At 62.1% G+C, this 13,811-nt stretch carries 11 protein-coding genes and 1 tRNA gene; 7 read left to right on the top strand and 5 right to left on the bottom strand.

The window, feature by feature from the left end; all coding sequences use genetic code 11:
- The first annotated feature begins 1 nt into the window (after position 1).
- A complete protein-coding gene (locus tag EI983_RS14145) occupies positions 2 to 973 on the top strand; it encodes a hypothetical protein (protein ID WP_157708007.1) in 972 nt (323 codons plus the stop codon).
- Positions 963 to 2,258, top strand: coding sequence for a hypothetical protein (locus EI983_RS19255; RefSeq protein ID WP_198389305.1), 1,296 nt, complete (start codon positions 963 to 965; stop codon positions 2,256 to 2,258). Before EI983_RS14145 ends, EI983_RS19255 begins: the two co-directional genes overlap by 11 nt.
- A 7-nt stretch (positions 2,259 to 2,265) precedes the next feature.
- Here EI983_RS19255 and EI983_RS14135 read toward each other — a convergent pair whose 3' ends face one another.
- Together EI983_RS14135 and EI983_RS14130 are read right to left on the bottom strand one after the other, a co-directional pair.
- On the bottom strand, positions 2,266 to 3,831 hold the full coding sequence (locus EI983_RS14135; RefSeq protein ID WP_157708006.1) for a carbamoyltransferase C-terminal domain-containing protein: 1,566 nt from the start codon (positions 3,829 to 3,831) through the stop codon (positions 2,266 to 2,268).
- 6 nt (positions 3,832 to 3,837) lie between these two features.
- A complete protein-coding gene (locus tag EI983_RS14130; protein ID WP_246162190.1) occupies positions 3,838 to 4,782 on the bottom strand; it encodes a hypothetical protein in 945 nt (314 codons plus the stop codon).
- A gap of 174 nt (positions 4,783 to 4,956) precedes the next feature.
- Between EI983_RS14130 and EI983_RS14125 the strand changes: the two genes are divergently transcribed.
- A complete protein-coding gene (locus tag EI983_RS14125) occupies positions 4,957 to 5,985 on the top strand; it encodes a DMT family transporter (RefSeq protein ID WP_246162188.1) in 1,029 nt (342 codons plus the stop codon).
- A 108-nt stretch (positions 5,986 to 6,093) separates the two neighbouring features.
- On the opposite strand, the gene EI983_RS14120 is transcribed toward EI983_RS14125, so the two are convergent.
- Positions 6,094 to 6,765 (bottom strand): glycosyltransferase, encoded by a 672-nt coding sequence (locus tag EI983_RS14120; RefSeq protein WP_157708004.1) that lies wholly within the window; start codon positions 6,763 to 6,765, stop codon positions 6,094 to 6,096.
- A 130-nt stretch (positions 6,766 to 6,895) separates the two neighbouring features.
- Between EI983_RS14120 and EI983_RS14115 the strand changes: the two genes are divergently transcribed.
- Together EI983_RS14115 and EI983_RS14110 are read left to right on the top strand one after the other, a co-directional pair.
- Complete coding sequence (locus EI983_RS14115; RefSeq protein WP_157708003.1) at positions 6,896 to 8,530, top strand: ABC transporter substrate-binding protein; 1,635 nt, start codon at positions 6,896 to 6,898, stop codon at positions 8,528 to 8,530.
- Positions 8,531 to 8,705: 175 nt separating this feature from the next.
- Positions 8,706 to 8,781: transfer RNA gene (locus EI983_RS14110), tRNA-Trp, on the top strand.
- A gap of 172 nt (positions 8,782 to 8,953) precedes the next feature.
- Here EI983_RS14110 and EI983_RS14105 read toward each other — a convergent pair.
- Positions 8,954 to 10,216, bottom strand: coding sequence for a recombinase family protein (locus EI983_RS14105; protein ID WP_157709105.1), 1,263 nt, complete (start codon positions 10,214 to 10,216; stop codon positions 8,954 to 8,956).
- A gap of 87 nt (positions 10,217 to 10,303) precedes the next feature.
- On the opposite strand from EI983_RS14105, the gene EI983_RS14100 reads away from it, so the two are divergent.
- Positions 10,304 to 11,430, top strand: a protein-coding gene (locus tag EI983_RS14100; protein ID WP_157705713.1) for an IS3 family transposase whose coding sequence is annotated in 2 segments (ribosomal slippage) — positions 10,304 to 10,568 and positions 10,568 to 11,430 — 1,128 coding nt in all. Because the reading frame shifts where the segments join, the coding sequence is not laid out codon by codon here.
- Between the two features lie 175 nt (positions 11,431 to 11,605).
- Here the strand turns inward: EI983_RS14100 and EI983_RS14095 are convergent.
- Positions 11,606 to 12,247, bottom strand: a complete 642-nt coding sequence (locus EI983_RS14095; RefSeq protein WP_157708002.1) for a hypothetical protein — start codon at positions 12,245 to 12,247, stop codon at positions 11,606 to 11,608.
- A 116-nt stretch (positions 12,248 to 12,363) separates the two neighbouring features.
- On the opposite strand from EI983_RS14095, the gene EI983_RS14090 reads away from it, so the two are divergent.
- Complete coding sequence (locus EI983_RS14090; protein ID WP_157709104.1) at positions 12,364 to 13,764, top strand: cytochrome P450; 1,401 nt, start codon at positions 12,364 to 12,366, stop codon at positions 13,762 to 13,764.
- The last annotated feature ends 47 nt before the right edge of the window (positions 13,765 to 13,811 follow it).

Below are 13,811 nucleotides of genomic sequence, written 5' to 3'. Positions count from 1 at the left end.
CATGCAGGCGCAGGCCGTATATGAGGCCGCAACGGTCGGAGAGCAGGCGGACGCCCTTGCGCTCCTTTCCGCGGTGCAGGCCGCCGGGCAACAGCTCGCCTTGGCGCGCCCGCTGGCGGTCAGCCTGGCACAGATCAGCCTGCCCGATCTGCCCGACCCGCCGCTGGCCCGGCCCGAAGATGCCGCGATCCTGCGGTCAATCGCGCCGCTCTATCTTGCGCTGGAGCTGGAACAGACCGGCCTGCTCAAGGCGGGCTCCACCCTTGCCGGGCTCTATGCCTCGGGCGGGCTTCGGCTTGCCCCCGGAGCCTCTGCCGATCTGCTTATGCAATACCACCGCGATTACGAGCGTCGCCTGCCCACGGATGACCGCTATGCCAGTTATCTGCGCCTCTTTGGCACCGCCCCGAAGGATGCAGCACCCTATGCCGCCCCAAACGCGGTCAATACCGGCTTTGATGAGGCGATGCTGGCGCTGGCGGAGGCGATGCACCATTACGCCAACACCTCTCCCCTGCACGGGCAGATGACTACGGCTCAGCGCCAGATCCGCAATGCGGCGCGCAGGCTCGCGGAAAACCTTGTGATGCGCGGCGGCGGGGCCACGGGATTTATCGCCGAGGAAACGCTCAAGCAGATCAGTACCGTGATCAGCCTGTTCAAAGCCCCGGATATCCAGGCGGCTCTTGGTGCACGCGGCCTGTGGGAGGCGGTGGCGCAAGCCAATGCCTGGGGTGGGATGCAGCCGCGCCGCCATGCGCTTGGCGTTTCGGCATCGGCGCGCAATCACCTCGCGCGTGCCCGCGCGGGCGTGGCGCTGATCGGATGGCTGGGCGAACGCGCCGCGGACCTTTTCGGCGTGGGCCTGTTGCACCTTGAACGCAACGATCCGATCCTGGCGCAAGGCACGGCCTGGCTGGAGGCGACGCTTTCCCTGCTCACCTCGCAGGAGGATGGCAGCTATGGCTTTTGACGCCCCTCCGCCGATTCCCAGCGCCGCCGAAGAGCGGCATCAGATGGTGCGCAGCGCTGTGCGTGGCCTGCTTGAGCGCACGCCGGAATATGCCGCGCTCCCGCTTGAGAAGCGCCGGGTGCTGGCCCATGACCTTGTGCAGCTCACCGATACCTCGCTGATGCTTCTGGCCGAGGAACAGGAGGCCGCCGCCCCCGAACCTCTGGCCACCGAACAGGCCGTCACCAAGAACTTCACCCCGCAGGCCAACCGCCAGGTGGGCCAGCAGATCCAGCAAACTCTTGACGGCATTGCCTTTCCCCGCTTCGTGACAGAACTGGTGAATGGTGTTTTCAAGGGTCTCATCGACGCCAATGCCCAGCAGATGCAGGCCTATGTCGACATGATCGCAGGCGTCACCTCGGCCACGGCCGACAGCGGCCAGAACACCGGCCCCGATCAGGCGCGCGTCTGGCTGGTGCAGCAGTTTCCCGACAATTATGAGCTGGGCACGCAACAGGACATCTGGGGCGATCAGAGCGCGACGGGGACCGCCGTCGTCACGCTGCGCGAAGGCAAGGATGCGCCCAAGGCCGAAGACGTGGCCGCCATGCTGGAACTGGAAGGCGAGGAGGCGCAGAGCCTCTCCCCCGATGACCCCGAAGAGAGCCTTCTGCCCAAGGTGCGCGCCTATCTTGCCCGCAAACGCCAGAAGGTGCTGGCGTCCCTGCTAACGTTGGGCATGAACCGGATCGTGATCGACCACGGCAAGATCAAGGCGGGCATGAATTTCGCCATTGATGCCCATTCGGCGGCCGAGGAAAACCGCGCCCGGCGGTTCGAGATGGCCCATACTTCCTCCGGCGGGGCGAGCTTTGGTGCGGGGCCTTGGGGGGTGAATGCCTCGATGACCAACTCGATCGGGGTGGTGTCGACCAAGCAGACCCACCAGCGCGAGGATATGAGCCAGCAGGTCAACATGAATGCCGATGTGGAGCTGCATTTTCACTCCGATTACCTGCCGCTGAACCAGCTGGCCGCGAAGGATTCGGTCGCGCGGATCAAGGCGGCAAGCCTGAACCCGCAGGCACCGGTGCGCAGCTCGCCGTCTGGTCCGACCTCCTCTCAGAAAGCGGCGGATGGTGTGGTCTCCAAGCCGGTCACGATGCCCAAGGCACCCGATCCGCCAAAGACCACTCCGGCCAAGACAACCCCCGCGAAAACGACACCTGCCAAGACCACGCCGGCCAAGACAACACCGGCGAAAACAACGCCTGCCAAGACCACGACGCCTGCAAAGAAATAGCCCGGTATCAGCGGTCCAGCAGGAACAGCCGGTCGTCAGCGACAAAGCCATCCAGGCTGAATTCCTGCGCATAGCGCAGCAAGTCGCTGGTTTTGTTGATAAAGCCGCGCCCCAGGAAATTGAGCGACGTGTTGCACAGCACAGCGTAACCCGTCTCGGCCTCAAAGGCGGTGAGGATCTCGTAAATGCGGGCGTTCTGGGCCGGATTCACCGTCTGGATCCGCGCCGAGCCGTCCACATGGGTGATCGCGGGCAGCGCATCGGTTCTCAGCCGGTCGAAATAGAGCATATGAGGACTGGGCAGGCCCGGCGAAAACACCTTGGGCGCGAAGCCTTCGGCGACGATGGGTGCGATGGGCCGATAGCTCTCACGCCGCTTGATCGTGTTGAGGCGGGTCAGGCTTTCAGCCAGCAGCGGTGAGGCCAGGATCGTCCGGTTGCCAAGGGCGCGTGGGCCCATCTCGGCCCGGCCCGTGGCGTGGCCGATCACCTTGCCCGCCTGCAAGAGTTGGGCCAGATGCGTGGCCTCGAAAGGTGTGATCGACACGCCCTCGGCGCTCTCGATATCATCCTCGAACGCCTGGCCTGCATAGACCGACCATTCCAGTTTCGCCCGGCCCGTGTGATGCCGCATCGCATCCACCGCCGTACCAAGGGCCGAACCGGTATCATTGGCGCAGGGCGGCACGAACACGTCCGAGAACAGGCCCGACGCACGCCAGGCGGCGTTCCAGTCGCAATTCAGCCCGCACCCGCCCGAGATGAGCAGTGGCAAACCGCGCTTCAGATTGTCCCGCGCAAAGCCCTGAAAGCGACCAAAGAGCGCCTGCGAAAAATGCCAGGCGAAATTCATGAAGCCCTGATCGCGCACGCCGACATTGTAGTGACCGTTATCGGCAAAGCGGGATTTCTTCAGCTCCGCCTCGACATCGCGGGCGCTCAGCAACGTTTCGATCAACGCCGCATCCTCTGCCGACAGGGCCGAGCCGTCGTAAAAAGCCGCCAGCGCCATCAGCTTGCCCGCATCGTTGAGTCGAGGGTAACGCTCGGTATCAGCAAATGTCGGATCGGCCAGCGCATAGACAAAGGCATAGCGATAGCCCGGATGGCTCAGCACCTCGGGCAGGGCGGTGACGTTGAGACCGGCGTCGATATGATAGAACCGCCCGATCATCCCCTCCCAGGTGAGGCAATAGCAGGGTTGACCCTGCTCAAACGGGCTGAGCGCGTAGGCGGCCCAGATATGGGAACGCTCATGCGATGAGGAGAAATAGGCCAGATCGCGGCCCATCATACGGGTTGGCCGGGTGATGATGCCCTCTGGCTCTGTGCCGAAATATCCGGCACCGACGGACCAGCTGAAATCGTTGAAACCCTTCGACCAGCCGCTCACACAGACCACGTCAGGCACATCATCAAGCCGCGCCAGCGTATCCACATATTGCTCGGGTCCGATCCAGTCATGACGCAGGAAGCTGTCCTTCTCGGCCTCGATGGCAAAGTCGAGCCGCCCGTCCAGAATATGCGCCACCGCACCGTCATGGCCGGGCTTGTACGAAAGAAAGGAGCGCAAGCCGCGTTACTCCTGCAGCAGTTCAGCAGGGTTGACCGCCCAGGCGCTGATCGGGGTTGTTTCGGCTTCGGGCCGGGCGATGTAGATCTGCGCAAAGAACGCGCCGGTGGTCTCGAACCCTGCGGTTTCATGCCCCGCCGCCCGGGCAATCGCGATGGCGCGCGCCTGCTCGTCCACACTCTCGAAGCGGCGATGCGGGAATGGGGGCAGCCCCAGTGTCTCGACCACCAGCCCATGATGGCGCATGATCTCGAACGCGGCCTTTCGCTCGTTCCCGCGCACCGGAGAGGTGACTAGCCAGGGCTTGCGCGTGGCCGCTGTCAGCATCCGGTCGAGTGCTGCGGGCATAAGATGCGCCACGCTGCCGCATTCGACGATCAGATCCGTCTCGGCCAGGCACGCGGCAAGGGCGGGGGAGGGATCATCCGATTGGATATCTTCTGAAAATCCCTGCTCGAACAGCCCGACATCGCAGGCATACCGGATGGCATTGTCCGCCACGTCGATCCCGCTGAAACTGGGCCGCAGGGGATTGCGCGGCAGTTCGGCAAGCCATCCGCTATCAGAGGCGCGCATCTCATCGGGGCTCAGATCGTCAAGTGCTGCGCTTGCGTAACGGTCGAGAAACGCCCCTGCCGAGACCTGGTGTTTCATCAGCGCCGAGACGATCCCGTAGGAGCTGGCGAAGTCGAACACTTTCGGCGCGCTCAGGCCGCGCACCCGTGCAAGCTCGGCCAGAACAGCGCGAAAGACCGGCACGGCATGGGTGTGGTTCGAATAACCCAGAGCCCGCAACATGCGAAAATACGCGCGGCAATCGGGCTGGTCATATGTGTCGTCGAAAATCGTGACAAAGGCCGGCGCGGGTTGTGGATTGGGCGAAAGCATCGAGTATCCTTGCAAGCCCGGCCTGACCGACCGGCGTTTGGAACCTGCGATTTTTCCAGCCATTTTTCAATTCCCGAATGCTGAAACAGTTTTGACGTTTCGGTCAGTTTGCGTGCGCGTCGGATCACAGGCACGGCAAAACCGATGAAATATATTGCGGCGATGGCATGCCACCACTACCGAAGGAAGGAGCCACCGCGCCGGTAAGCAAGAGAACGCTCGCGAGAGAGGATCACCATGGCCAACATGAGCGACGCACCCAAGCAGATGTCGAATGTGCTCTTCGGGGCGGTGCTGGCCTGGGTCGCCGTAATGATCTATGCCTCTTCGAACTCCATCGTGACGCTGCTGACCCAGATCGGTGAGGTGCATCAGGTGATGGGCCGCAATGCCATCACCTTCTGCAACCTGCTTGCATTGGGCTCGCTGATCTCTCTGATTCCGATGGTCTTTTTCTTTCACAAGGACTGGACCCGGGACAATCTGCGCAAGCTCACTCGGAAAGACTGGATGCTTCTCACGGTGTCGGCGGTGCTCTCTTCGGCGGTCACGCCGGGGCTTTTCTTCTTTGCGCTGGAGCACACGACGGTGACCAATGTCGTGCTGATCGGGCGCATTGATCCGCCCCTGTTCATCCTGGCCGCGGCGTTGATCCTGAAGGAAAAATTCGACGGCTGGGCCTTTCTGGGCGGTGTCATCGCCCTTGTCGGTGCAGCGGTGATCATCGGGCTGAAGGGCGACGGGGCCACGTTCAGCCTGGGCGTCGGCGAGCTTGCGGCCTTCGTGGCCACGCTCACCTTCATCACCTCCACGATCGTGACGCGCGTGGGTCTGAAGGAAGTGCCGCTTGGCATCTTCTCGATCTACCGCACCATTCTGGGGACGGCGATCTACATGAGCATCGCGCTCTATCTCTATGGGCCCGACCATTTCCAGGACCTCTTTGCGCCCGTGGTGCTGAAATGGATCTGGGTCTATGCGATCATCGTGATCGTCATTGGCCAGTTCGCCTGGAACCTCGGGCTGAAATACGCCCGGTCCGGCGATGTGGCATTGGCGACCTCCTTCTCTCCGCTGGCCGCGATCACCATCGCGATGGTGCTGCTGGATGAAAACCCGGGCGCGGGGCTGATCCCGGGCGGGCTGATCATCCTGGGCGGGATCGCCGTGGCGCAGTTTGGCCGCATCCGCAAGGAACGCGCCGAGAAGCAGGCTCTGGAAGAGGCTCTTCGGCTGGAAGGCAGCGCCAACTTCAAGGGCGTGTGACCTGATCGAGTGGCTGTGCCACACCGGTTGGATTGCGTTCAGGCCACGCAGGCCCTGGGGGACCAGTCCCCCAGACCCCCTGGAGTATTTGGGGAACAATGAAAGCGGTTAGAGTTCTGCGGACCCGGCGGTGGCATGGTGGCGCAAAAAGAGCGCAAGAATGTTTTCGGCCATCGCGTTGTAATGCTGGGTGTTGCGCGGATCGTGCTGAATCTCGCCGATCTCCACCTCGACAATCGACTGCCCCGCGCCGTGGACGCGCAGCATCACGTCGATGTCGGCGGAGTTGTTATCCGCGAGGGTGCCAAGCTGGATACAGTCGCGGTTGAAAAGGTAGATCCCGGAATTCGGCGCACGCACATGGCTGAGCCCTGGGCAGATCAGCTTGATCGCCGGCAGGATCAGGAGCCGCGTCATCGGCAGGTCGTCATTCGGGTCCTGCCAGAGGCCTTTGACCATGCCGACATCGGGTTCGCGCGCTTCGGCGAGAAGCTCGACCAGGTTTGGATCGAACTTCGCAAGATCGGCGTCGATTTTCATCACCCAGGGCCGCGCGGCGGCGGCAAAGCCGGTCTTGAGCGCACGGCCAAGGCCCGGCTCGGGCTCTTCGACCACCTTTGCCCCGGCATTGGCCGACACCTCGGCGGTGGCATCCCAGGACGCGTTGTCGACCACGAGCACCTCGTGCACGCAGGGTATGTTGATGACCGAAGCGATGACCTTGCCCACGGTTTCCGCCTCGTTCCGGGCGGGAATGACTATCGATACTCCGTCGGGCATACATGCTCCTCTCTGGTTTCTAACCGGTCTACAGGTTTGCGAAGCACTTGCAAACACACGTGTTTTCACAAATCGGATGGCAAAGATTTCAAAACCGGCCTAGGCTGCGGCCAAAGGGGAGAGCGCGCGTATGACCAAGACATCCGGCCTGAGGCCGATTGTAAGGGATCTGGCAGGGCAGGTGCGGGCCGGGGTGCTGGCCCGGCGGGAGTTCCTGGCGCTGGCAAGCACGTTTGGCGCAAGCGCGGCAGCGGCCTATGGCGCGCTGGGTCTGGCGCTGCCGGGCAAGGCGCAGGCGGCGACGCCCCGCAAGGGCGGTGTGCTGCGGCTGGGCGGGCGGGTGATGGACATCACCGACCCGCGCAAGTTTTCCTGGTCGGAGCAGGGCAATATCGCGCGGACCTTTTGCGAGGGGCTTGTGCGCTGGGAGCAGGACGCGACCCTGGCGCCGCTGCTGCTGGAGGCCTGGCATGTCTCGGACGATGCGCGCACCTATACGCTGACCGCGCGCGAAGGGGTCACCTGGACCAATGGCGACAGCTTCACCTCTGACGATATCGTGCACAATATCACACGGTGGTGTGACGCAAAATCCGAAGGAAATTCAATGGCTTCGCGGATGCTGGCGCTGATCGATCCGGCCACAGGCAAAGCCGCCGAGGGGGCGGTCGAACAGGTGGATGAGCGCACGGTGCGGCTTCATCTGATGCGTCCGGATATCACGCTTATCGCGGGGATGGTGGATTATCCGGCGCTGATGGTGCATCGCAGTTTCGACGAGACCTCCAGCCTTCTGCAAGATCCTGTCGGCACAGGACCGTTTGAGCTTGTGTCGCTTGAGATCGGGCACAAGGCGGTGGTGAAACGGCGCGAGAACGGACGCTGGTGGGGCGGAGAGGCGCCCCTGGAAGGCATTGAATTCATTGACTATGGCGCCGATCCCACTTCGATTGTTGCCGCGTTCGACGCAGGTGAGATTGACGCCAATGACGAAACCCCCGCCGATTTTGTCGAGGTGATGGACGCGCTGGGGCTGGAGCGGCAGGTGCGCTCGACCGCCAACACCATCGTGGCGCGGATGCGGGTGGACGAGCCGCCGTTTGACAACGTGAGGTTCCGCAGGGCGATTCAAATGGCCGTGGATAATGAGATCACGCTTGTTCTGGGGCTCAACGGCGATGGGCAAGTTGCTGAAAATCATCATGTTTCTCCCATTCATCCCGAATATGCGGAGCTGCCGCCGCCGGAGGTGGACCCGGCCAGGGCGCTGGAGATGGCGCGGTCCGAGGGGCTTGCGGATGTGGAGATCGAGCTTGTGTCCATCGACGGGGACTGGCGTACGGTGACGACGGATGCCATCGGGGCGCAGCTGCGCGAAGCGGGGTTCAACATCCGCCGGACGATCATCGCGGGCAACACGTTCTGGAACGCCTGGACCTCGTACCCGTTCAGCACGACCAGCTGGGGTGGGCGGCCTTTGGGCGTGCAAGTCCTTGCTTTGGCATATAAATCCGGGCAGGCCTGGAACGAAACCGGGTTCAGCGACCCGGAGTTCGACGCGCTGCTGGACGACGCGGTGGGCCTGCCGGATGTGGAGGCACGGCGGCGGATCATGGCGCGGCTGCAGACGATTCTGCGCGAGGCGGGGATCATCATACAGCCCTATTGGCGCAACCAGACAATACATCACACAAGCAAGGTGAAGAACCTCAGCCGCGAGACCTATCGCGAGCTGCATCTGGAACATGTCTGGATGGAGGCGTAACGGGCCCGGAATTTTGTACGTTTTGTACAAAACAGGGGGGTGTTTTGTACAAAATTCCGCGGTGCGGCGACGCCACCGGGCGCCCCGTCCCCGGTGAGGTGTCACGAATTGGTTTTGTTCCGTTCTTGGCTCTTGCAATGCGCCGCGAGCCTGAGTAAACCTCAGCCCCGGCCATAGGGGTATAGCTCAGCTGGTAGAGCGACGGTCTCCAAAACCGTAGGTCGCGGGTTCGAACCCTGCTGCCCCTGCCAAACACTTCCCAGATTTCAGACACTGCTGGTTTGTTCCGCCATTGTCGCGTGTTTTCGGGCGCTTGGCGTACCGCGGTTTGTAGCGAGACGCGATCCGGAGTGCTTTCAGGGCCGATTTCGGGCCGAAGTCTCTGTTTGCGATTCCGGCGGTACGAGTTTGGGAGAGGGAGTTTCAGAGCGCGGCGAACTGCGCGCGCTGTTCTGACCAGATAGCGGAAAAGTGGGTTTTGATCAGGTAATCGGTGGAGAGACCATCGGGCTGTTCGCCAAGTGTGATGGCATCCAGAATGTCAGGTGCGATCAGTGCGAGATTGGCGATGTCCTGGATGCGGCGTGTTGATACGTTCTCATTGTCTGCGATTTCTGAGAACGACTTGCCATCAACAATCATCGCCAACCAGCGACGTCCCTTCGCGATATTCTGCACCAGCGTTTTGTCGATCTCCGGCGCGGGATCGCCAAGATGCAGTTTCAGCTCGACACCTCGCCTGCGCATCTGGAATGGTGCTTCGATTGTCAGTGCCGATGTGTTGATCTGCCCTGGCAGGCAGCCCAGCCAATTTGCAAGAACTTTCGTGTCCAGCTGAACGCTTATCGCGCCTGGCTGCAGATAGACCTGTTCGATCAAATCCAAGCCGTCAGCCGAACTGATGCACTCCGACAGTTTCCCGGCGACCGCCTTGATCTCCGCCGCTGGCACACCCAGTGTCACTGATGCCGCCGCATCCGGCTTTCCGAGATGGCGTCTGACCAGCTCGGTCAGTACCCTCTCGACCTGTTCAGCGGGCAGCCGCCAGGCATCCGGATGTTCTTTGCTGCCACCCGCAATTACCCGTCGGGAGACGTAGTAGCGCAATCTCTTGCCATTCTTCCGGCTGTGGCTGGGCGTCAGGCGATCACCGGTTTCATCAAAGAGCTTGCCAGCCAGCGGCGAAGTGACTGCTTTTTTCCTGGTGCCGCGTGAGATTGTGGCGCCGCTTTGCAGCAGCTCCTGAACCTTGTCCCACGCCTGTGGATCGATGATGGCTGGATGCTGCCCATCATAGATCTGCCCCTTGTGCCGGATTCGCCCGGCATAGATCGGATTGCTGAGAATATGATGGAGATGACCGCGGTCGAACGGAATGCCCCCGGACACTCGCCCACATGATCGTTCGCGACGGCGAGACCTGAAGCCAATGGCTTCTGCGCGGTTTTTCAGGTCCCGTACAGAGCCCAGTTTCTGATAGAGATCGTAGAGGGTGCGAACCGTATGTGCCTCGGCCTCATCGATCTTCAGCGTCCGTCCATTTGCCTGGTAGCCCAGCGGAACATTCCCACCCATCCACATGCCCTTGCGCTTGGATGCGGCGATCTTGTCGCGAATGCGCTCAGAGGTCACTTCGCGCTCGAACTGGGCGAAGCTCAGCAACATGTTCAGCGTCAGGCGCCCCATGCTGGTCGCGGTGTTGAAGCTTGGAGTAGCCCCCTGAAAGTGGTCCACCAACTGGGATAGATTATCCCGCAAATTGGAGGATCAGCGATGGCTGGAAAACGAGAGAAGCCCGAAGAGATTGTTTCGAAGCTTCGACAGGTTGAAGTTCTGCAGGGGCAAGGCGCGACGATTGTCGAGGCAGTGCGCCAAATCGGCGTGACGCAACAGACGTTCTATCGATGGCGAAAGCTCTATGGCGGGATGCAGCGGTCTCAGCTTGCCCGTCTGAAAGAGCTGGAGAAAGAGAACCAAAGGCTGCGTCGAGCGGTGTCCGATTTGACCTTGGATAAGCTCATCCTGACGGAAGCCGCAAAGGGAAACTTCTGAGCCCTTCGCGTCGCCGGAAATGCGTCGACCATGTGCGGCAGGAGCTTGGCGTGTCTGAACGCCGCGCCTGCCGCGCACTTGGGCAGCATCGATCGACGCAGCGCAAGGTCCCCCAAGGCCGTGCTGATGAAGCGCGATTGACCGACGACATCATTGAGCTGGCCGACCAGTACGGGCGCTATGGGTATCGCATGGTCACTGGTTTGCTGAACAACGCTGGGTGGTGTGTGAATCATAAGCGGGTTGAACGGATATGGCGGCGTGAAGGGCTGAAGGTTCCACAGAAACAGAAGAAGAAAGGGCGGCTTTGGCTGAACGACGGATCATGCGTGCGTCTCAGGCCCGAACGACCGAACCACGTTTGGTCCTATGACTTCGTGCAGGATCGAACCGCTGATGGGCGCGTCTATCGAACGCTCAACATCATCGACGAATACACCAGGGAGGCGCTGATGATCCGCGTCGATCGCAAACTCAACTCAACCGATGTGCTGGATGCACTGACCGACCTGTTCATCCTGCGTGGCCCGCCGGAGTGGATAAGATCCGACAACGGACCAGAATTTATCGCTCAGAAGGTGCGAGACTGGATCGCCGCCGTCGGAGCAAAAACGGCCTACATCGAACCAGGGTCGCCTTGGGAGAATGGATATTGCGAAAGCTTCAACGCCCGTTTCCGCGACGAGCTACTCAACGGCGAAATCTTCTATACCTTACGCGAGGCTCAAATCCTGATCGAGCAATGGCGCGTCCACTACAGCACGGTCAGACCCCACAGCGCATTGGGTTACCGCCCACCCGCGCCCAAAAGCATCGTTCCAATGGACCAGAGGCCCACGATGCACTAACAATTAAACCGGACCACCCGAAGGGGGCACGCCAATTTCAGGCTATATTCGCAGAATTTCCCTGTAAATTCCCTGTTTTCAGGGAAATTGCTCCGAGACTGGATAGCTCAAGACTGCCTGCACTGCCAATTCCCTACAATAGAAACGAGTGCTGCGGCGTCGGCCCTGGCTGGCTTCAGCTGTCTTCCGTTTCGTCCGTCGGTCCGGTCTCTGTGCCGGTGGCTTCGGGATCGACCGGCGCCTCGCTGTCGGTCTGAGGGTCTGGCGAGGCCATGGGCTCGGGGCCGAACCAGCCTTGCTTGGCGCGTTGCCGGACCATCCAGTTTTCGATGAGCTTGGCGGCGTTGCGCGTGAGGTTCTCCATCTGCTTTTCCTTGGACTGGGTCAGGCCGGAGCCGATCCAGGTGTCGGCGGAAAAGCTTTCGATGATCGTGACCTGTTCAGGTTCTTCATTCAGCTTGGCCTGCGCTGCGTCGTCCCAGAGCGTGACCCGGATGATAAGGGCCGATTTGGGAGAGGCCACGACCGGCACGCCGGGCACGGCCAGCACATAGCCTTCGATGCTGATGCCGAAATGATAGAGCTTGTCGCCCTCATAGCGCCCGAAGCGTTCGTCAATCGCGGCCTGCATGGCGGCGATCCATTCCTCGGCGCTGGCCTCGCGCGAGGCGGGGCCCTTGGTGATGTTGGGGGCCACGGCCACGTTATGGCCAAGCCGGAAATCGCCCAGATCGACCGGCGCTTGATCGAGGTCGTTCGGGTTGGTGCAGGCCGCGAGCAGGCAGAGCGTGGCAAAAAGCGCGAGCAGTCGAGTCATAGGGGCCCCCAAGGCATGATCTGCCCGCCCGGATAGCGAAAAGGCAGGCCGAGCGCAACGATTTGCCCGCGCCCGGGCGGCTTCCTATATCAATGGCAGACCTGAAAGGCCCGCCCATGCCCCGCGAAACGCCGCCCGTCTTTGTGCCGCTGCATACCGAACCGATGGGGCTTTTTGCCTCGCTGGCGGCTTCGCGGCGGAACCTGATCGACATCATTCCCGATGAGGCGGTACGGCGCCCGATCCTTTCGGGGCGGACCGGAAAGCGCTGGCATATGGTGATGGAGCCGGGGGCGATCCGGCGTATGCTGCTGGAAAATATTGAGAATTATCCAAAGTCTCTGGTCACGAAGAACCTGCTCAGGCCCGCGATCGGCGACAGTCTGTTCATTGCCGAAGGGGCGCATTGGCGCTGGCAGAGGCGGGCGGCGGCGCCTGTCTTTTCCCATCGCAACGTGATGAACCTGGCCCCGATCATGGGCGAGGCGGCCGAGCGCAGCTGCACGCGGATTGCCGCCGCAGGCGACCGCGCGGTCGATATGGCCGCGGACATGGTGCGCACGACCTTTGACGTGATCAGCGATGTGACCTTTTCCGGCGACGGGCAGATGGATGCAGAGGCCGTGCACCGTGCGATAGACGACTACATCGAGGCCGCGGGGCGGATATCGCTGTTTGACATGCTGGGTCTGCCCGACTGGGTGCCGCGCCCGGGGCGGGTCTTTTCCGGCAAGGCGGTGGCCGAGATGAAGCGGGTGGCCGATGAGGCGGTCGAGGCGCGGCGTCTGCGGGGCGGGCGCGATGTGCCGGACCTTCTGGATCTGCTGCTGGCCGGGGAGGACCCGGAGACCAAGCGGCAGATGAACACCGCCGAGCTGCGCGATAACCTGCTGACCTTTATCGTGGCGGGGCATGAGACGACGGCGCTGACCCTGGCGTGGTCGCTCTATCTTGTCGCCTATGACCAGGAGGTGCAGGACAAGGCGCGCAGCGAGGCGCAGGCGGTGCTTGGCGGGCGCGCGGCGGCGGGGGAGGATGTGGCGAAGCTGCCGTATATCCGGATGATCGCCGATGAGGCGCTGAGGCTTTATCCGCCGGCGGCGATGATCTCGCGCACGGCGCAGGCGCGCGATGAGCTTTGCGGGTGCGAGATTTTGCCCGGCGATACCGTCATCATCCCGATCTATGCGCTGCACCGGTCGGAGCGGCTGTGGGAGGCGCCGAACATGTTCCGCCCGGAACGGTTTGCCGATCGCAAGGCGGTAGAGCGCTATGCCTATCTGCCGTTCGGTGACGGGCCGCGCATCTGCATCGGGGCCAGTTTTGCGCTGCAGGAAGCGGTGATCATTCTGGCGACGCTTCTGTCGCGGTTCAGGTTTACACCGGTGCCCGGGAAAGACCCGAAGCCGGTGCAGATACTGACGCTCAGACCCGAGGGGGGCGTGTGGCTGATGGCCGAGCCGCTCGCCGGGCCTGACAGCCCGTCTCGCAAAGGGGGGGCGGGAATGGCGGGGTGAGCTGCCATAATATCGCCTGATTAAGCGCCTATGAGCAAAGGAAAGGG

The organism is Roseovarius faecimaris, assembly GCF_009762325.1.
Taxonomy (GTDB): domain Bacteria; phylum Pseudomonadota; class Alphaproteobacteria; order Rhodobacterales; family Rhodobacteraceae; genus Roseovarius; species Roseovarius faecimaris.
This window is presented reverse-complemented; position numbering and strand designations above follow the sequence as displayed.

Excerpts from the sequence above, each read along its gene's own strand:
- EI983_RS14145 (WP_157708007.1), top strand. The coding sequence starts at position 2 with ATGCAGGCGCAGGCCGTATATGAGGCCGCAACGGTCGGAGAGCAGGCG.
- EI983_RS19255 (WP_198389305.1), top strand. The coding sequence starts at position 963 with ATGGCTTTTGACGCCCCTCCGCCGATTCCCAGCGCCGCCGAAGAGCGG.
- EI983_RS14130 (WP_246162190.1), bottom strand. The coding sequence starts at position 4,782 with ATGGCTGGAAAAATCGCAGGTTCCAAACGCCGGTCGGTCAGGCCGGGC.
- EI983_RS14125 (WP_246162188.1), top strand. The coding sequence starts at position 4,957 with ATGGCCAACATGAGCGACGCACCCAAGCAGATGTCGAATGTGCTCTTC.
- EI983_RS14120 (WP_157708004.1), bottom strand. The coding sequence starts at position 6,765 with ATGCCCGACGGAGTATCGATAGTCATTCCCGCCCGGAACGAGGCGGAA.
- EI983_RS14115 (WP_157708003.1), top strand. The coding sequence starts at position 6,896 with ATGACCAAGACATCCGGCCTGAGGCCGATTGTAAGGGATCTGGCAGGG.
- EI983_RS14105 (WP_157709105.1), bottom strand. The coding sequence starts at position 10,216 with ATGGGGCGCCTGACGCTGAACATGTTGCTGAGCTTCGCCCAGTTCGAG.
- EI983_RS14095 (WP_157708002.1), bottom strand. The coding sequence starts at position 12,247 with ATGACTCGACTGCTCGCGCTTTTTGCCACGCTCTGCCTGCTCGCGGCC.
- EI983_RS14090 (WP_157709104.1), top strand. The coding sequence starts at position 12,364 with ATGCCCCGCGAAACGCCGCCCGTCTTTGTGCCGCTGCATACCGAACCG.